Genomic DNA, 17,648 nt, shown 5'->3' with positions numbered 1-17,648 from the left:
GTCCAAACGCGCGCTTCTGGGGCTCGAGTTCAGCTTCCCGGATGTTCCCGAATATCAGCCACATAGGCTCGTAATTTCCGGGTATCCGCCGATTTATCCAGACGAATAGGTATCGCAATTGCACCCCTTCCAGCACTTGACCAGGTGTAAACTGTGAGCGCACGAAGGAGGATACCATGCTTGATTTGACCGCCACTCCAGCCTCGAAGGGCTTGCCCGAGGCGACCACAGAAGCGCAGACACCGATCCAATGGCCGAACGAGCAAAATGACGACGTCTTTGATTTCCAAGACGCGTTTGATTTCGGCTCGGGCAGGCTGACCACAAGAACCCTGCTCGATTTTTCCGAATGGGACGAAGACTCTCCGGTCAGTGGAAGCTACGACGTTTCCGTCGATGAGGAGGCCGCGAGTTGGCAATCAGAATTGCTGCTCGAGACCGAAGACGACGGCGGCCCGGAGATGACCCTGAAGAGCCTGGTAGAGTTCCGCTCGGATGCGGCAGGCAAGGCCTTTGAGACCCATATCAGCTTCAAGGCGCAATCCCCGGGATTTGCGGAATCCCCCGCTGAGGTTCCGGAGACCCCAGCCGAGCCCAGCGCCTTCGCGTTTTCATTCTTTTTCGACTTTATTTAGGCCATATCGAAGATATACGCGCGCCGCTCGGCGTATTCACCGGCATGCGCCGACATCACGATTGTGACGCAATTTTCCGACAAACCCCGCGATCAGACAATCTTCCGGCTAATACCCATTATTGCAGTTGTACAGAATTATTTCCCGAGTGAATGTTCTCCTACATCGAGAACACTCGGTGCAATTAGACTAATACGAATTACCAACAACGAGGAGATAAGATATGACATTCCCATACTACCCGCCGTCGTCGGATGTGGATTTCGACAAGGACATTGATGTCGATATCGACATTGATCTCGATACCAACGTAGATATCGACAAAGATGTCGACATTTTTGTCTGGTCGACGGTCATCGCGGACGCTTGCATCGATGGCAACACCGCTGACGTCACCTTCGATATCGAAGCCGTGGGCGAGGACACGTTCACCTCGCTGGACATCGCGGTGCTCACCATCGAAGACGAACTGTCGAGCATCTCCGGCGCCATTACCTCGGCCGTAGGCTGAAGAACGCGCAGCGGGCGGTCAATTATGGCCGCCCGCATTTCATGTTCGCACATGCGAGCCAGGCCGAAATTCAATTCATGTCTGACGGCCACGCAACCTCTTGCGCCGATCGGTGCCTGAAGGCGTTCCGCGCTCTACAGTAGACAGGATTTTCCAAGGCTCAATTTTCGGAGCTGCCTCCGTAATCAAAAAAAGACAGGGAGTTGAAAATGGACAAGATCGGCACCGAGGGCAACGATACTCTGTACATAAGAGATCCGGGCGCATTCCGCATTCTTGGCCTGGGCGGAGATGATTTCCTGCGGGTCTACATTTCGCGCCGAAACGCCTCGCAGGATCTCGCGGACTACTTCGATGGCGGAGACGGCAACGATACGATCATGGCCGCGGGGACCGACGACACGGCGCTCGGCGGCTCTGGCGACGACCTGCTGAGAGGCGACGACGGCAATGACGTCCTCTACGGCGACGCAGGCCGGGAGGATTTCGGCGATGCCCGCACGGAATCCGCCAATGATGGCGACGACACGCTCGATGGCGGAGATGGCGACGACAGCATGGACGGCGGCGGCGGGGACGACCTTCTGCTGGGCGGCCGTGGCAATGATATCATGATCGGCGGCTCGGGATCGGACACCCTCTCTGGCTCGTCGGGCAACGACCTGATCTTCGGCGGAGATGGCGGCGATACGCTGATCGGAGAGACGGGCGACAACTATCTCGACGGCGGGTCAGGTGACGACCTGCTGCAATCGTCAGGCGGCAAAGACACCATCACGGCCGGCGACGGCAACGACACGATCACCTCCGGCGGCGGCAATGACTCTGTCTGGGGCGATGGTGGCCATGACGAAATGATCCTTGGGTCGGGAGTTGACGAGGCTCACGGCGGCGATGGCAATGACACGATCAATGGCGGCGAAGGCACGGACTTTCTGTTTGGCGATGCCGACAACGATATCCTGAACGGCGGGCTCGACAATGATACGATCGTGGGCGGCGCGGGCGACGACACGATCGACGGTGGCGGTGGCGGCGATCTCATGTACGGCGACTCGGGCACCGGCGATAGCGGCTACGATTTCGTCACCTATGAAAGCAGCGCTTCGGCAGTGACCGTACAACTGTCGTCCCTTGGCGCCACACAGGGCGCCGGAGGCGCGGCGGGGGACTATTATCTCGAGATCAACGGCGCCATCGGCAGCGCCTTTGCCGACGCCTTGGTCGGAGGCAGCGGCAACCAGACCTTCTACGGTCTGGACGGCAATGACACGCTCTCCTCCGGCCTGGGGAACGACAGCCTTTTCGGCGGACTGGGTGACGATATCCTCCAGGGTGGCGAGGACAACGATTACATGGTCGGTGGGGCCGGTGCCGACACGCTGAATGGACAGACCGGCATCGACACCGTCAGCTACGCAGGCTCCGGCAGCGCCGTCACCGTGACGGTCTCGGCGCTCAACGCCTACGCGGCAACAGGCGGTGACGCCCAGGGCGACGTGCTCGCAAGCGTGGAAGTCGTCGAGGGAAGCGCCTTCAACGATCGCTTCAACGGCCTGGATGGGAATCAGAAATTCATAACCGGCGCGGGTGTGGATACGATAACTGCCGGCGCCGGTGACGACATGCTGGTCGGCAATGGCGGCACGAATTACCTCTATGGTCAGGACGGGTCGGACACGTTTGTCGGCATCTCGGGCACGAACCTTGTCCTCGACTACGACTTCTACGACACGGCCGGACACGATCAGATCGGTATAGACGCGGCCTCGAGTACAAGGTGGCGGACGCTCTCCGGTGCCTACGCCCTGGAATTCTACACCGCGGACCAGTCTACCTATGTCTGGACAGGAACCGCCGACCCGACACTCGCGAGCCAACGCGCCGCCCTTATCGACGTCTTCGCGTTCAGCGACCCTGACGGCTTTCTGGTCTGAGGCAAGCGGGAGCATAGTGCCATGGCCGGGAAATCCGATCGCCGCCCGGAGCCGGAAACGGTTCTTGATGAAGCATTGCGCAAGTGCCGCGGGGCCTTCCTCACCGTGGGGGTGTTCAGCCTCGCCATCAACCTGCTGATGCTCTCCTCGCCGCTCTACATGCTGCAGGTCTACGACCGGGTTCTGAGCAGCGGCCGAACCGAGACCTTGGTTCTGCTGACCGGCATTCTCGGCCTGGCGCTGCTCACCATGGCCATGCTCGACACCGCCCGGAGCCGCGTGGCGCTCCGCATCGGCGTCTGGCTCAACGAGACCCTCGGGCCCGAGCTCCTGAGGGTCGGGCTGAAGGCCCGGCTCAGCGGGCGGGCCGCGGGCGGGCAGGCTTTCCGCGATCTCGGGCAGGTGCAGTCCTTCATCGGCGGTCAGGCGATGACCGCCTTCTTCGATCTGCCCTGGACCCCGTTCTTCATCGCGGTGACCTGGGTGCTGCATCCGGTGCTGGGAATGATCGCGCTCGGCGCGGCCCTGCTTTTGCTGGCGCTGAGCGTCGGGAACGAGCTTGTCACCCGGCGACTTCTGCGCTCCGCGAACAGCAGCCAGCTCAAGGGAAACAGCCTCGCCGAAGGCACGATCAGCAACGCCGAGGTGGTGCGGGCCATGGGGATGATCGGATCCATGGTCCGGCGCTGGCAGGCGCAGAACGCGGAAACCCAGGCGGATACGCTACGCGCCAGCGAGCGGAACAGCTACATCACCGGGACGGCGAAGTTCCTGCGCTACTTTGCCCAGAGCTTGATGCTCGGCGCGGGCGCCTACCTCGTCATCCATGGGCTGACCACGCCGGGATCGATGATCGCGGGATCGATCCTCCTCGGCCGGGCGCTGGCGCCGGTCGACATGGCCATGTCTGCATGGAAGAACTTTTCCGGGGCCCGGCTGGCCTACGGCCGACTGAGCGAGCTGGTCACCGACTTCCCCAGGGAGCCGGCACGGATGGCCCTGCCGGCGCCAAGCGGGCGGTTGCAGGTCAAGGACCTGACGGTGATCGGCCCCAACGGCCCGCAGCTCGCGCGGGTGAGTTTCGAGATCTCTCCGGGCGAGGTCGTCGCGGTCATCGGCCCGTCGGCCGCGGGCAAGAGCACGCTCTGCCGCGCCATCGTCGGGCTGGTGAAGCCCAACTCCGGGACGGTCTCGATCGACGGGGTAAGGATCGATCACTGGGACCCCGATGAACTCGGCCCGCACATCGGCTTTCTCCCGCAGGAGGTCGGCCTCTTCGAGGGTACGGTCCGCATGAACATCGGACGGATGGCCGAGGCCGCACCGGAGGAGGTGGTCGAGGCCGCCACCCGGGCGCGCGTCCACGAGATGATCTCGCAGCTGCCGCAGGGCTACGAGACGCGGCTCGGCGAGCGCGGCGCAGGCCTGTCGGGGGGGCAGAAGCAGCGCATCGGCCTTGCGCGTGCGGTGTTCCGCTCGCCGGCGCTCATCGTGCTGGACGAGCCGAACGCCAATCTCGACCAGGCCGGCGAGGCTGCGCTCTCGGCTGCGGTGCTGGAGCTCAAGGAGGCCGGTGCCTCGCTGCTGATCGTCGGGCACCGCCCGTCGACCCTCGCCCAAAGCGACAAGGTATTGCTGCTGCGGGGCGGCATGGTGCAGGCCTTTGGCCCGCGCCAGGAGGTGCTGGGACGGATGCGGGAAGCCACTGCCGCCCGCAGGGCCCAGGCGGTTCCCCCGGCCCCTTCGCAGGCGGAGCAGCCTGCGCGGCGCCCATCGGCTGCCGCGCAGGCAGAATTCGCGGGAGACTGACCCATGACCATTGCTGCCAGACACTCCCTGCACGGTGCCGAGGGTCTTTCCCCTCCCGCGGACCCGCGGCGCCTGCCGGAAAAGTTGCCCCAAAAGACCGCCTCTGGCGATGCCTCCCCGCGCCACCGGCAGCGCAGCATCTCGGAGGCGATCCGCGCGCCGAGACGGGCGGGGTTTCTGATCCTGCTGGGCTTCGTCGCCTGCTTCGGCGTCTGGGGCGCGATGGCCCCACTTGCCGGCGGCGCGATCGCCGCGGGTCAGATCAGCCCCGACAGCGGCGTGCGGACAGTCGAGCACCTCGAAGGCGGCCTTGTGCAGCGCATCCATGTCCGCGACGGCGACAAGGTCCGACAGGGAGATGTTCTGGTGACGATCGATGTCACCGCGCCGCGCAGCGAGGCGGAAGCGCTCGAGGACCGGCGCCTGACCCGGATGGCCGAGCAGGCCAGGATCGCCGCCGAGATCGCCGGGACACCGGCTCTGGTCGTTCCGGCGGCGTTCGACCTGTCGGATCCGGTCGTCGCGTCAGCCTTCGAGGCCGAGCAGCGCACCCTCGACGCGCGACTCGCGCTCCGCAGCGCGCGCGAGCGCGTGCTCAGGCAGCGGATTGCGCAGCTTTCGGAAACCATCGCCGGCCACGGCCTGCAGCAGCGCAGCGCCTCCGAACAGCTCGAGCTCATGCACGAGGAACTGGCGGACAAGGTCGCGCTTCTGGACAAGGGCCTCGCGGCCAAGGGCGAAGTGCTCCGGCTGCGCCGGGGAATCGCCGAGGCCGAGGGGATGCGTGGCAGCCACGTCACCGCCGCCTCTGAAGCCAAGAAGGAAATCGGCGAGATCGAGTTGAACCTCAAGGCACAGGATGCCGAGGATGCCGAGAAACTGGCGGTGCGCGCTGCGCAAATACGCAGCGAGCTCGCCGAGATCGACAAGTCCCTGTCGGCGCTCACGGCCATCCTCGACCGCGAGGTCCTGCGCGCGCCGGTCGATGGCGTGGTGGCGAACCTCAAGGTGCGCAACTCCGGCGCCATTATCCAGCCGGGCGAGGCCATTCTCGACGTGGTGCCCGCGCGCGAGCGCCTGCAGATCGACGCGCAAATCTCGCCGAACGATATCGATGCCGTCGAGGTCGGCATGGAAGCAAACGTCCGCCTGTCGGCCTTCTCTGGCCGCACCATGCCCCAGATCGTGGGGGTGGTGACCATGGTCTCTGCCGACACGTCACGGTCCGAGCATTCGAATGCGACGTACTACCCGATCCGCGTCGAGGTCGATGCCTCCGAACTCTCGGACCACGACATCGAACTGCGCTCGGGAATGCTGGCGAGCGTGCTGGTGGTGACCCGCGAACGATCGATGCTGAGCTATCTCTGGGAGCCGTTCCAAGCGCTTCTGCAGAACGGGATGCGCGAAGGGTAGCGGCGCGGAGCGGAAGGCCCCACGGGGCGCACCGGATGCCCCTGCCCGCGGCGCCGGGCTCCGCCAGCGAGGACGCACCGGCGACCGGATCAAGTTTCGGCGACAACATGTCGCCCGAAGGGGGGAAAAAGACGATGGCACTTCCGAAGACACGGACCCCGATCCTCTATCTCGTGGACGAAATGCCGCTGACCCGGGCGCAGCTTTCCCATTTCCTGGCCGGTTTCGCGCAGTTGCACGGCATGCGGATCGAAGAGATCGAGCCGAGCGACCCGGCGTTCATCGATCAGATCACCCGGCGGGGGATGTGCATCGTCAACACCCGGAGCACCCCTCGCGCGCGCGACTGGTTCTCCATCGTCCGCAGGATCAGCCAGCTCGGGCTGGTCGAGCCGATCCTGCTGCTCTGCGAGACCGCCAGCGCCGAGTTTGTCCAATCGGCGCTGAAGGCCGGGGCGCGCGGCGTGATCCCCGCCTCCATGAATCCCAGCAACGTGCTCAATTCTCTCGAACTGGTGCTGCATGGCGGCATCGTCGTCCCGCCCTCGGTCCTGGACAATGACCTCAGTCCTCCTCTGCTGGAGGATTTTGGCGCCAAGCAAGGAGAGCCGGACGGGTCTCCCGACGACACGGACACCACGCCGAAAGGCACGCCACCCAAGCGGAACGGGCACGAACTCCAGCCCCGGCCGACGCAGGGCGATCAGGATGAAGCGGCGAAACTCGAAGGGCTGACCGAGCGCCAATCGGCCGTGCTCATGAACCTCACGCAGGCGCGCTCGAACAAGGAGATCGCCAAGGTCCTGTGCACCTCGGAAGCCACGGTGAAGCTGGAGGTGCGCCAAGTGATCCGAAAGCTCGGCGCGAAGAACCGCACGGAGGCCGCGCTGATCGCCTCGGCCCTCGAGTGGCAGGACGTAGAGGCCGAGCAGGACGCCGAAACGGCGCGCGCCGGGTCGCCTGACCGCGACGATCACCCCCGTGGAGGCGCGATGGACGGCGTCGAGGGGCTGGACCCCTGCGAGCTCGGTCGGGGAGGCGCGCTGCGCCGCAATCTCCTCGGTGGTGCCGATGAAAAGCTGCATTCCCTCGCGCAGCCACCGCGACGGTTGACCTGAGACACCCCTTGCGGCCCGGGGCGGTGCCAATACCGCAACAAGATGCCATGGACAGAGCGCCTTGAGCGCTACTCGGCTCCGGCAAGGGACGACCCCTCGCCCGGTCCCGCGTTGCCGGTCCTTGCCCCCTTCGCAGCAGGTGACGGCCTTGTCGCCCTCGACGGCGCCCAGCTTCACAAAGCACTGCAGACGCACAAGGGTCAGGGGTCGCGGATCACGGGCCTCCTGGCGGACAGTCCCGCGCGCATCTCGCCGGATCTCTGCGGAAAAAACATGGCGGAGGCTGTGGGATTCGAACCCACGGGACCCGCAAAGGCCCAACGGTTTTCAAGACCGCCGCATTCGACCACTCTGCCAAACCTCCGGTTCGACCGACCTAGCCTGCTTCCCGCGATTCTAGAACAGGCTTTCCGGGAAAAACCGCCGATCACGGCTTTGATGGCTTTTCTTGACCTGCGCCACCCGCTACCATCCGCGAAAAAGCGGGATGTTCCGCTCCGTTTCCCAGCGCCGGTGGCGCAGCCCTCCGACAGCCAAGGCCCGGCGCCGCGGCAGGTCCGGCGTGGCAGACCCCGACCCAAGCGCGCCCTCGAAGCGCGCCGTGGCAAAGGAGCGCGCATCCCGCAAATCACGGACCGGGCCAGGCAGCCCGGAAGAGGGGATATCCGGCAAGGCGCGACAGACGCCACCGGTCAGGCGGGAATGCAGGGGGCATTATGACCAGAGCAAAGCGAACGCGGCCCATCATCGGACAGGGGGCCGCAAGAGGAACAGTCGTGGCACTGCTGACAACGCTCGCGCTCGGCGCCTGCAGCGAGTCGCAGATGCCTGGATTCCTGAAGGGCAAGGACAGCAGCGCTGGCGGGGCAGAGGTCTCGCGCGGGGCCGCCACGGCGGAACGCGACATCGAGGCGCCCGAGGTCTTCCAGACCACCGAGGCCGGACTTTGGGACGGGCGCCCCTCGCTTGGCGGCGTCTGGGTCGCGCATCCCGACGTCAGCGAACCCGAGCGGGTGATCATTCGCAACGAAAAGACCGGGCAGTTCGTCATCGGCGCGCTATTCCGCCGCGAGCGCATGAGCCCCGGACCGCGCCTGCAGGTCTCCTCCGACGCCGCCGCCGCCATCGGCATGCTCGCGGGCGAGCCGGTGAACCTCAACGTGGTCGCTCTGCGCCGCGAGGAGGGCCCGGCAGAACCCGAAGCTGGCACCGGCCCCGCCGGTGTCGAGGCCGCGACCCTGTCGGATGCGCCCGCGGTCGAGGCAAGCACGCTCGACCCGGTGACCGCCTCCGCCGCCGCAGCGATCGACGCGGCCCCCACAACCCCGGCGCCCGCACCCAGCGCGACACCCGCAGCCGCCGCGCCCAAGGCACCCGCGTCCCCCGCGCCGACGCAGGCCACGTCGCTGTCGCGCCCCTACGTGCAGATCGGCATTTTCAGCGTCGAGACGAACGCCGAGAACACCGCCACCGCGATGCGACAGGCCGGCATGGTGCCGACCGTCAAGAAGCAGAGCAGCTCGGGCAAGACCTTCTGGCGGGTGCTGGTCGGCCCCGCCGCCGACAAGGCCGAGCTCGACGCGCTGCTGACCAAGATCAAGGGCACCGGCTTCTCGGATGCCTACGCCGTCAAGAACTGACCGGAGCCATAGAGAGGATCCGCCCATGCGCCGCCTGAAAAGCCCCCTTTCGAGCCTGCCCCTGCGCCGCCTTCTGGCCGGCGCGGCCACCGCAGCGCTGCTTGCCAGCGGTGCACAGGCCTTTGATACCAGCGCCCGTGCCGCCTTTGTGCTGGATTACACCACCGGCACCGTGCTGCTGGCCAAGGATGCCGACACGGCCGTCCCGCCCGCCTCCATGTCCAAGCTGATGACGCTCTACATGGCCTTCGAGGCGATCCGCGACGGCCGGCTCAAGCTCGACGAGGAGCTGCCTGTCTCCGAGCACGCGATGTCCTACGGCGGCTCGACCATGTTCCTCGACACAACCGACCGGGTGAAGGTCGAGGACCTGCTGCGCGGCATCATCGTGCTCTCGGGCAACGACGCCTGTGCGGTGATCGCCGAGGCGCTCTCGCCCAACGGCACCGAGGCCGGTTTCGCCGACCTCATGACCCGCCGCGCGCAGCAGCTCGGGATGACCAACTCCAGCTTCGCCAACGCTTCGGGCTGGCCGGCGCAGGGCCACGTGATGTCGATGCGCGACCTGACGCTTCTGGCGCGGCACATCATCGAGGACTTCCCCGAGTTCTACCCGATCTTCTCGGAAAAGCAGTTCGCCTTCGACGGTCGCGCGCCGCAGAACGTGCGCAACCGCAACCCGCTGCTACGCCTCGACATCGGCGCTGATGGCCTTAAGACCGGCCACACCTCGGAAGCGGGCTACGGCCTTGTCGGCTCGGCCAAGCAGGGTGACCGCCGGGTGATCTTTGCCATCTCCGGGCTCGAGAGCGAACGCGCCCGCGCCGAGGAGAGCGAGTCCATCGTCAACTGGGCCTTCCGCCAATTCGCCGAGCGCAAGCTCGTCGAGAAGGGCAAGGAAGTGGCCCGCGCACAGGTCTTCCTTGGCAACACCGAGACCGTCGGCCTCGTGGCACGCGATGACATCGAGATGCTGATCCCGGTGACCCCGGGCACCGAGCTTGGCGCCGAGGTCGTCTATACCGGCCCGCTCAAGGCGCCGATCACCGCCGGGCAGCAGCTCGCAGAGCTGATCATCACCCCCGAAGGGCTGCCCGAGCACCGTGTGCCGCTGTTTGCCGCCGAGGACGTCCCCTCCAGCGGGTTCGTCAAGCGCATGATGGTGGTCAGCAGCAACCTGATCGGCCGCCTGCAGACCCCCGCCGCCTCGCCGGAGGCCATGTGACCAAGCCAGAAGGCGGGGCCCAGCCGAAGGGCCTCTTCATCAGCTTCGAAGGCATCGACGGCTCTGGCAAGTCCACCCAGGCGCGGCGGCTGCACGTCGATCTGCTGGCCGAGGGGCGGCAGGCGGTGCTCACCCGCGAGCCCGGCGGCTCGCCGGGCGCGGAGGAGATCCGCGCCCTGGTGCTGCAGGGCGATCCCGACCGCTGGTCCGCCGAGACCGAGCTGCTGCTTTTCACCGCCGCCCGCCGCGATCACCTCGAGCGGCTGATCCGCCCTGCCCTCGAGATGGGGAAGATGGTGATCTGCGATCGCTTCGCCGACAGCAGCCGCATGTATCAGGGCCTCTCTCGTGGCGATCTGCGCGACAAGGTCGATGCGCTGCACGAGCTAATGATCGGCACCGAGCCTGACCTCACCTTCCTCATCGACATGGACCCGGAGGCGGGCCTTGCGCGCGCCAAGGCCCGCGCCACCGCGGAAGAGCGCTTCGAGGACTTCGGCCTGGCGCTGCAGGAGCGCATGCGCGCGGGCTACCTTGCGCTGGCTGGGGAGTTCCCCGAGCGCTTCATCGTGATCGACGGCAACCGCCCGCAGGACGAGGTGGCCGCCGACATCCGTGCCCGACTGAATGAGCGGTGCCCGGCATGAGTGCCGAAGAGGAAATCCCCGAGGCCGATAGGATCGAAGGCGCCCCGCATCCGCGCGAGACCTTCACGATTTATGGCCAGGACCGGGCGCAGGAAGATTTCCTCACCGCCTTCACCTCGGGCCGGCTGCATCACGGCTGGCTGATCACCGGGCCGCGCGGGCTCGGCAAGGCGACGCTGGCCTGGACCATCGCGCGCTTCCTGCTGGCCACGCCCGAGGACGACGGTGGGCTCTTCGGCGCGCCGCCCCCGCCCAGCGATCTGCGCATCGACCCCGAGCACCCGGTGGCACACCGCGTGCACGCGCTTTCCGAGCCGCGGCTGCACCTGCTGCGCCGGGGCTGGGATCCGAAGACCAAGAAGCTGCGCAGCGTCATCACCGTCGAAGAAGTGCGCGCGCTGAAACGGTTCTTCTCGCTGTCGTCGGCCGACGGCGGGCGCCGCGTGGTGATCATCGACAGTGCCGACGAGATGAACCCCAACGCGGCCAACGCCATCCTCAAGCTGCTCGAGGAGCCGCCCGCCAATACCGTGCTGCTGATGGTCAGCCACCAGCCCTCGCGCCTCCTGCCGACGATCCGCTCGCGCTGCCGCGAGCTGCGGCTCTCGCCGCTGCAGCCGGAGGCCATGGCGCGCGCGCTCGACCAGGCCGGGGCGCAGGTGGCGCCGCAGGAAGCCGCTGCGCTGGCGGAGCTCTCCGCCGGCTCGGTCGGCGAGGCGCTGCGGCTGCTCAATCTCGGCGGGCTGAAGCTCTATGCCGATCTCGTGTCGCTGGCGGACACCCTGCCCCGGCTCGACCGGCCGCGCGCCATCGCGCTTGGCGAAAGCACCGCCGGACGCGGCCAGGAAGCGCGGCTCGACTTGATGCTGACGCTGGCGGACCGGCTGATGGCCCGCCTTGCTCGTGCCGGGGTCACCGGCATGGCGCCGCGCGCCGAGGCCGCCCCGCAGGAGGCAGAGGTGTTGAAGCGCCTCGCCCCCCACCCCGCCGCCGGACGGGCCTGGGCGCAGCTCGCACAGGACGCCGGCGAGCGCGCCCGCCACGCGCGGGCGGTGAACGTCGATCCCGCGGCGCTGGTGCTCGATCTTTTGCTGCAGCTGCGCAAGGTGGACTAAGCTCTGCGGTCGGGGGCCAAGTGGCCCCGCGTGGCAAGCGCCAGGCTGCCACGAAAGCGGGAGGCGCTGCTCTCGCCGCGCCTCCCGCTGGAAATGCCTTCCTGAAAGACCCGCGGGTGACGGGTTGCAGGGTCAGACCGCGCCCTTGGCGATCAACTCCTGCGCCAGCTTGGCGTAGGCCTGCGCCATAACGCCGTCACCAAGCGCCACGGGCGCGCCGCCGTCCCCCGCGAGGCGGGTGTCGAGGTCGATCGGCAGCTGCGCCAGAACCGGCAGGTTCAACCGCGCCGCCTCGGCCGCGACGCCGCCATGTCCGAAGATATGGCTCTCGAGGCCGCAGCCCGGGCAGACGAAGGCAGACATGTTCTCGATCATCCCCAGCACCGGCACGTTCAGCGTCGCAAAGGCGTCGAGCGCCTTCTTGGCATCGATCAGCGCCACGTCCTGTGGCGTGGAGACGACGATGGCGCCGTCGAGCTCGGACTTCTGACCCAGCGAGAGCTGCACGTCACCGGTCCCCGGCGGCAGGTCGATGAGCAGCACGTCGAGCTCGCCCCACTCTACCTGCATCAGCATCTGCTGCAGCGCCCCCATCAGCATCGGGCCGCGCCAGACCACCGCCTTGTCCTCGGGCAGCATGAAGCCGATGGACATGAGGGTAACGCCATGCGCCTCGAGCGGGATGATCGTCTTGCCGTCGGGCGAGGCCGGGCGCTTCGAGACGCCGAACATCCGGGGCTGCGACGGGCCATGGATGTCGGCATCCAGCAGACCGACCGTCTTGCCCGCGCGCGCCAGCGCCACCGCGAGGTTGGAGGAAACCGTCGATTTGCCGACCCCGCCCTTGCCCGAGCCGATGGCGATAAGCTTCTTCACCCCGGGCGGGATCATGCGACCCTGCTGCGGCTTGGCGTGGCCGCCGAGTTTCAGCGAGGGCGCCTTGGGGGCCTGGGTCGGCGCAGAGAGCACGACCGAGGCAGTCTCCACCCCGGGCAGTTCGGCGATGCGCGCCTCGAGCATGGCGCGGAAGCCCTCCATCTGGCGGGCGATCTCGGGGCTCGGCGCCTCGATCACGAAGGCCACCTGCCCGGACTCGACGCGCATCGCTCGAATCATGTCACGCGAGATCAGAGTCCCCCCGCCGGGCAGATCGAAGCTGCCAAGCAGCTCGGTGATGGCGTCGGACAATTGGGTCATGGTCACTTCCTTTCCTCGGGCGCATGCCACCCTTGCGTCACCTTGCGCCAGGCGCAAACCGCAGACATGGTCCGCCCAAATCTTGTGCGCGAGCCCGCATGTTTGCGCAATCCAAAGCGCTTTTTCCCATGCATTTCGCGCATAGCGGCATTGAACCCTCCCGGGATTGTGCAACCGCAGCATCTGGCCCATCTATGGGTCAACGAAAGACAGACGCAACCCTCCAGCCACACGGGTACAGACGCAAATGGCATACGCAACCGACACCACCCGCATCGCAGGCCGCTCCGAAGGACTCGTCGAGCGCTTCCGCACTGCCCTCGCTCGTCGCCGCCTGTACAAGCAGACCTTCAGCGAGCTGTCCGCGCTGAGCAACCGCGAACTGGGCGATCTTGGGCTGCACCGCTCGATGATCCGCCGGATCGCCTACCAGGCCGCCTACGAGGCATAAGAATTCGAACACGTCCCGGCTCTCTCCTCCTCCCTGAGCCGGTTCGTTACGGCGGTGACCTCTCTCCTCCTCCCTGAGGTCACCGCCACACGAACAAGGGCCGCAAGGCCTAGACATCGACAGCCCCTCTCCTCCTCCCTGGGGCATCGATACAGCGGCGATCTCTCTCCTCCTCCCTGAGATCGCCGCACCAGATACCGGGGCTTCCTGCCAAAGGTCGCCCCAGAACTTCGGAGCCCCTCTCCTCCTCCCTGGGGCGTCGATGCAGCGGCGGTCTCTCTCCTCCTCCCTGAGACCGCCGCACCAGATACCGGGGCTTCCTGCCAAAGGTCGCCCCAGAACTTCGGAGCCCCTCTCCTCCTCCCTGGGGCGTCGATGCAGCGGCGGTCTCTCTCCTCCTCCCTGAGACCGCCGCACCAGATAACGGGGCGCCTGACAAAGGCCGCTCCAGAAGCTTCGGAGCCCCTCTCCTCCTCCCTGGGGCGTCGATGCAGCGGCGATCTCTCTCCTCCTCCCTGAGATCGCCGCACCCTACATAGGGCCTGTCTCGGGCCCGCCCGGATCGGAAGCCCCTCTTCTCCTCCTCCTCGGGCTTTCGTGACACGGAACGGCGGTGCCTCTCCTCCTCCCTGGCACCGCCGTTTTCCGTTTCCCACTCCCGCCAAGTTGCCCCGCGCCGAAAAGCGCGCCCCGCCACGCCCCTCCGGGCGCAAGCGGCGCTTTCCCTTTGCCGAGCCTTTCGGTAGGAGGGTTCGGACAACAGCACAAAGCAGGCATGGGAACGCAGCCATGGCGATGGAAAAGACCTTCAACGCGGCCGAGGCCGAGGCGCGCATCTACAAGGCGTGGGAAGACAGCGGAGCCTTCAAGGCCGGGGCCAACGCCTCGCGCGATGAAAGCTTCTGCATCATGATCCCGCCCCCGAACGTGACCGGCTCGCTGCACATGGGCCACGCGTTCAACAACACGCTGCAGGACATCCTCGTGCGCTGGCACCGGATGCGCGGCTTCGACACGCTCTGGCAGCCCGGGCAGGACCACGCGGGCATCGCCACGCAGATGGTCGTCGAGCGCGAACTGGCCAAGGACAAGAACAACGCCACCCGCCGCGAGATGGGCCGCGAGGCCTTCCTCGAGAAGGTCTGGGAGTGGAAGCAGCAGTCCGGCGGCACGATCATCAACCAGCTCAAGCGCCTCGGCGCCTCCTGCGACTGGTCGCGCAACGCCTTCACCATGTCGGGGGCCGAGGGCGCGCCGGCGGGCGAGGAAGGGAACTTCCACGACGCGGTGATAAAGGTCTTCGTCGACATGTACGACAAGGGCCTGATCTACCGCGGCAAGCGTCTGGTGAACTGGGACCCGCATTTCGAGACCGCGATCTCCGACCTCGAGGTCGAGAACATCGAGGTGCCGGGCCACATGTGGCACTTCAAGTACCCGCTCGCGGGCGGCGAGACCTACACCTACGTCGAGAAGGACGAGGACGGCAACGTGCTCTTCTCCGAGGAGCGGGACTACATCTCCATCGCCACCACCCGCCCCGAGACCATGCTCGGCGACGGCGCGGTCGCGGTGCACCCCTCGGATGAGCGCTATGCGCCCATCGTCGGCAAGCTCTGCGAAATCCCGGTGGGTCCGAAAGAGCACCGCCGCCTGATCCCGATCATCGTGGACGAATACCCCGATCCCACCTTCGGCTCGGGCGCGGTGAAGATCACCGGCGCGCATGACTTCAACGACTACGGCGTGGCCAAGCGCGGCGGCATCCCCTGCTACCGGCTGATGGACACCCGCGGGGCCATGCGCGAGGACGGACACCCTTACGCCGAGGCCGCCGAGATCGCCCAGCAGGTCGCCCGCGGCGAGCTGGACCTCGACGAGCACGAGGCGGACAAGCTGAACCTCGTTCCCGACCACCTGCGCGGCCTCGACCGTTTCGCGGCGCGCGAAGCGGTGATCGCCGAGATCACCGCCGAGGGTCTCGCGGTGATGACCGAAGCGACCGACCCGCGCCTCGGAAAGGCCGCGGGCAAGGCTCCGGTCGCGCCCGAGGAAGGCGGCGAGGCGCTGGACGAGCCCGCACAATGGGTGCCGCTGGTCGAGTCCAAGCCGATCATGCAACCCTTCGGCGACCGCTCGAAGGTGGTGATCGAGCCGATGCTCACCGACCAGTGGTTCGTCGACACCGCGCAAATCGTCGGCCCGGCGCTCGACGCCGTGCGCGAGGGCCGCGTGCGGATCATGCCCGAGAGCGGCGAGAAGACCTATTACCACTGGCTCGAGAACATCGAGCCCTGGTGCATCTCGCGCCAGCTGTGGTGGGGCCACCAGATCCCGGTCTGGCACACCCCGGGCATGGGCGACGAATGGCGCTCGTTCTGCGCCGCCTCGGAAGATGAGGCGATCGAGAAGATGAAGGCGGTCTTTGGCGAGGATGCCGAGTTCCTGATCGTCGAGGATGCCGCCGCCGCCGAGGATCACCTTGCCGACTTGCTGTCGCAGGGCATGGATTACACCGGCGTCGACCAGCGCCGCCGGCCGCAGGCGATCCCGGTGTTCCGCGATCCCGACGTTCTGGACACCTGGTTCTCGTCGGGTCTCTGGCCGATCGGCACGCTCGGCTGGCCCGAACAGACGCCGGAGCTGAAGAAGTACTTCCCGACCGACGTTCTGGTCACCGGGCAGGACATCCTCTTCTTCTGGGTCGCCCGGATGATGATGATGCAGCTCGCCGTGGTGGACGAGATCCCCTTCAAGGACGTCTACCTGCATGGCCTCGTGCGCGACGCCAAGGGCAAGAAGATGTCCAAATCGCTCGGCAATGTCGTCGACCCGCTGGAGATCATCGACGAGTACGGTGCCGACGCGCTGCGCTTCACCAATGCCGCGATGGCCTCGCTCGGTGGGGTGCTGAAGCTCGACATGCAGCGCATCGCCGGCTACCGCAACTTCGGCACCAAGCTGTGGAACGCCGCCTCCTACGCGCAGATGAACGGCGTCTTCGAGCTGGCCCACAGCGATGCGGTGCCCGAGACCACCCTGCCCCTCAACCGCTGGATCAAGGGCGAGGTCGCCAAGACCCGCGAGGCGGTGGACGCGGCGCTGGCCGACTACCGCTTCAACGACGCGGCTCAGGCACTCTACGCCTTTGTCTGGGGCACCTTCTGCGACTGGTACCTCGAGTTCACCAAGCCGGTGTTCCACGGCGAGGACGAGGCCGCCAAGGCCGAGACCCGCGCCACCTACGCCTGGGCCTTCGACCAGTGCCTGATCCTGCTGCACCCGATCATGCCCTTCGTCACCGAAGAGCTCTGGGCGCAGCGCGCGCGGCCGAAGATGCTGATCCACGCCGACTGGCCGGAGTACACCGCGGCCGAGATGGTCGACGCGCAGGCCGACGCCGAGCTCAACTGGGTGATCCGCATGATCGAGGCGATCCGTTCGGCGCGCGCGCAGATGCACGTGCCCGCCGGCGCCTACGTGCCCTGCGTGGTCAAGGGGCTGACGCCGGAGGCCCGCGCCGCCTATGCCACCAACGAGGCCTTCGTGAAGCGCTACGCGCGGATCGAGGACCTGACCGAGGTCGAGGAGATGCCCAAGGGCACCGCGGCCCTGGCACTGAGCGGCGGCACCTTTGGTTTGCCGCTGGCGGGGATCATCGATGTCGAGGAGGAAAAGGCCCGGCTCGAGAAGGCGCTGCAGAAGCTCGCCAAGGAACTCGGCGGCCTGCGCGGCCGGCTGAAGAACCCCAAGTTCGCCGAGAGCGCGCCGGAAGAGGTGGTGCAGGAGACCCGCGACAACCTCGCCGCGCGCGAGGAGGAAGAGGCAAAGCTCCGCGACGCGCTGGCACGGCTCGCAGAGCTCGGCTGACGCCTCGAGGCAGCGAAACCGAAAGGCCCGCCCGGAACGCTCCGGGCGGGCCTTTTTCATTGCCGGTGCCTCTCCCC

At 66.7% G+C, this 17,648-nt stretch carries 13 protein-coding genes and 1 tRNA gene; 12 read left to right on the top strand and 2 right to left on the bottom strand.

What is annotated here, in order from left to right; all coding sequences use genetic code 11:
* The first annotated feature begins 176 nt into the window (after positions 1-176).
* The 6 genes from CEW88_RS05170 (at position 177) to CEW88_RS05145 (ending at position 7,426) form a co-directional block, all read left to right on the top strand.
* Positions 177-635 carry a hypothetical protein gene (locus CEW88_RS05170; RefSeq protein WP_108964996.1) on the top strand — a complete coding sequence of 153 codons (459 nt, stop codon included), beginning with the start codon at positions 177-179 and terminating at the stop codon, positions 633-635.
* Positions 636-858: 223 nt separating this feature from the next.
* A complete protein-coding gene (locus tag CEW88_RS05165) occupies positions 859-1,146 on the top strand; it encodes a hypothetical protein (RefSeq protein WP_108964995.1) in 288 nt (95 codons plus the stop codon).
* A gap of 209 nt (positions 1,147-1,355) precedes the next feature.
* Positions 1,356-3,083 (top strand): calcium-binding protein, encoded by a 1,728-nt coding sequence (locus CEW88_RS05160; RefSeq protein WP_108964994.1) that lies wholly within the window; start codon positions 1,356-1,358, stop codon positions 3,081-3,083.
* 21 nt (positions 3,084-3,104) lie between these two features.
* Positions 3,105-4,892 carry a type I secretion system permease/ATPase gene (locus CEW88_RS05155; RefSeq protein ID WP_108964993.1) on the top strand — a complete coding sequence of 596 codons (1,788 nt, stop codon included), beginning with the start codon at positions 3,105-3,107 and terminating at the stop codon, positions 4,890-4,892.
* Positions 4,893-4,895: 3 nt separating this feature from the next.
* Positions 4,896-6,308 carry an HlyD family type I secretion periplasmic adaptor subunit gene (locus tag CEW88_RS05150; RefSeq protein ID WP_108964992.1) on the top strand — a complete coding sequence of 471 codons (1,413 nt, stop codon included), beginning with the start codon at positions 4,896-4,898 and terminating at the stop codon, positions 6,306-6,308.
* Between the two features lie 35 nt (positions 6,309-6,343).
* Positions 6,344-7,426, top strand: a complete 1,083-nt coding sequence (locus CEW88_RS05145) for a response regulator transcription factor (protein WP_108964991.1) — start codon at positions 6,344-6,346, stop codon at positions 7,424-7,426.
* 274 nt (positions 7,427-7,700) lie between these two features.
* Here CEW88_RS05145 and CEW88_RS05140 read toward each other — a convergent pair.
* Positions 7,701-7,790 (bottom strand) — tRNA-Ser (locus CEW88_RS05140).
* A gap of 352 nt (positions 7,791-8,142) precedes the next feature.
* On the opposite strand from CEW88_RS05140, the gene CEW88_RS05135 reads away from it, so the two are divergent.
* The 4 genes from CEW88_RS05135 to CEW88_RS05120 are packed head-to-tail and all read left to right on the top strand — an operon-like array spanning position 8,143 to position 12,053.
* The gene (locus tag CEW88_RS05135) at positions 8,143-9,066 is read left to right on the top strand and encodes an SPOR domain-containing protein (RefSeq protein WP_108964990.1); all 924 of its coding nucleotides are present in this window, start codon (positions 8,143-8,145) and stop codon (positions 9,064-9,066) included.
* Between the two features lie 25 nt (positions 9,067-9,091).
* Positions 9,092-10,291 carry a D-alanyl-D-alanine carboxypeptidase family protein gene (locus CEW88_RS05130; protein ID WP_108964989.1) on the top strand — a complete coding sequence of 400 codons (1,200 nt, stop codon included), beginning with the start codon at positions 9,092-9,094 and terminating at the stop codon, positions 10,289-10,291.
* Positions 10,288-10,938 (top strand): dTMP kinase, encoded by a 651-nt coding sequence (tmk, locus tag CEW88_RS05125; RefSeq protein ID WP_108964988.1) that lies wholly within the window; start codon positions 10,288-10,290, stop codon positions 10,936-10,938. The genes CEW88_RS05130 and tmk overlap by 4 nt, the downstream gene beginning before the upstream one ends.
* Positions 10,935-12,053: a DNA polymerase III subunit delta' gene (locus tag CEW88_RS05120; protein WP_108964987.1), complete on the top strand. Its 1,119-nt coding sequence runs from the start codon at positions 10,935-10,937 to the stop codon at positions 12,051-12,053. Before tmk ends, CEW88_RS05120 begins: the two co-directional genes overlap by 4 nt.
* 132 nt (positions 12,054-12,185) lie before the next feature.
* Here CEW88_RS05120 and CEW88_RS05115 read toward each other — a convergent pair whose 3' ends face one another.
* On the bottom strand, positions 12,186-13,250 hold the full coding sequence (locus CEW88_RS05115; protein ID WP_108964986.1) for an Mrp/NBP35 family ATP-binding protein: 1,065 nt from the start codon (positions 13,248-13,250) through the stop codon (positions 12,186-12,188).
* 247 nt (positions 13,251-13,497) lie between these two features.
* On the opposite strand from CEW88_RS05115, the gene CEW88_RS05110 reads away from it, so the two are divergent.
* Together CEW88_RS05110 and CEW88_RS05105 are read left to right on the top strand one after the other, a co-directional pair.
* Positions 13,498-13,701 carry a DUF1127 domain-containing protein gene (locus CEW88_RS05110; RefSeq protein ID WP_108964985.1) on the top strand — a complete coding sequence of 68 codons (204 nt, stop codon included), beginning with the start codon at positions 13,498-13,500 and terminating at the stop codon, positions 13,699-13,701.
* Positions 13,702-14,490: 789 nt separating this feature from the next.
* Positions 14,491-17,571 carry a valine--tRNA ligase gene (locus tag CEW88_RS05105; protein WP_108964984.1) on the top strand — a complete coding sequence of 1,027 codons (3,081 nt, stop codon included), beginning with the start codon at positions 14,491-14,493 and terminating at the stop codon, positions 17,569-17,571.
* Positions 17,572-17,648 lie beyond the last annotated feature (77 nt).

This window comes from Alloyangia pacifica (assembly GCF_003111685.1).
In the GTDB taxonomy this organism is placed as follows: Bacteria; Pseudomonadota; Alphaproteobacteria; order Rhodobacterales; family Rhodobacteraceae; genus Salipiger; species Salipiger pacificus_A.
The sequence above is the reverse complement of the archived record's forward strand: the minus strand, read 5'-3'. Positions and strand labels throughout refer to the sequence as shown.

Coding starts and splice junctions, on each gene's coding strand:
- CEW88_RS05170 (WP_108964996.1), top strand. CDS start 177: ATGCTTGATTTGACCGCCACTCCAGCCTCGAAGGGCTTGCCCGAGGCG.
- CEW88_RS05165 (WP_108964995.1), top strand. CDS start 859: ATGACATTCCCATACTACCCGCCGTCGTCGGATGTGGATTTCGACAAG.
- CEW88_RS05160 (WP_108964994.1), top strand. CDS start 1,356: ATGGACAAGATCGGCACCGAGGGCAACGATACTCTGTACATAAGAGAT.
- CEW88_RS05155 (WP_108964993.1), top strand. CDS start 3,105: ATGGCCGGGAAATCCGATCGCCGCCCGGAGCCGGAAACGGTTCTTGAT.
- CEW88_RS05150 (WP_108964992.1), top strand. CDS start 4,896: ATGACCATTGCTGCCAGACACTCCCTGCACGGTGCCGAGGGTCTTTCC.
- CEW88_RS05145 (WP_108964991.1), top strand. CDS start 6,344: ATGCCCCTGCCCGCGGCGCCGGGCTCCGCCAGCGAGGACGCACCGGCG.
- CEW88_RS05135 (WP_108964990.1), top strand. CDS start 8,143: ATGACCAGAGCAAAGCGAACGCGGCCCATCATCGGACAGGGGGCCGCA.
- CEW88_RS05130 (WP_108964989.1), top strand. CDS start 9,092: ATGCGCCGCCTGAAAAGCCCCCTTTCGAGCCTGCCCCTGCGCCGCCTT.
- CEW88_RS05120 (WP_108964987.1), top strand. CDS start 10,935: ATGAGTGCCGAAGAGGAAATCCCCGAGGCCGATAGGATCGAAGGCGCC.
- CEW88_RS05115 (WP_108964986.1), bottom strand. CDS start 13,250: ATGACCCAATTGTCCGACGCCATCACCGAGCTGCTTGGCAGCTTCGAT.
- CEW88_RS05110 (WP_108964985.1), top strand. CDS start 13,498: ATGGCATACGCAACCGACACCACCCGCATCGCAGGCCGCTCCGAAGGA.
- CEW88_RS05105 (WP_108964984.1), top strand. CDS start 14,491: ATGGCGATGGAAAAGACCTTCAACGCGGCCGAGGCCGAGGCGCGCATC.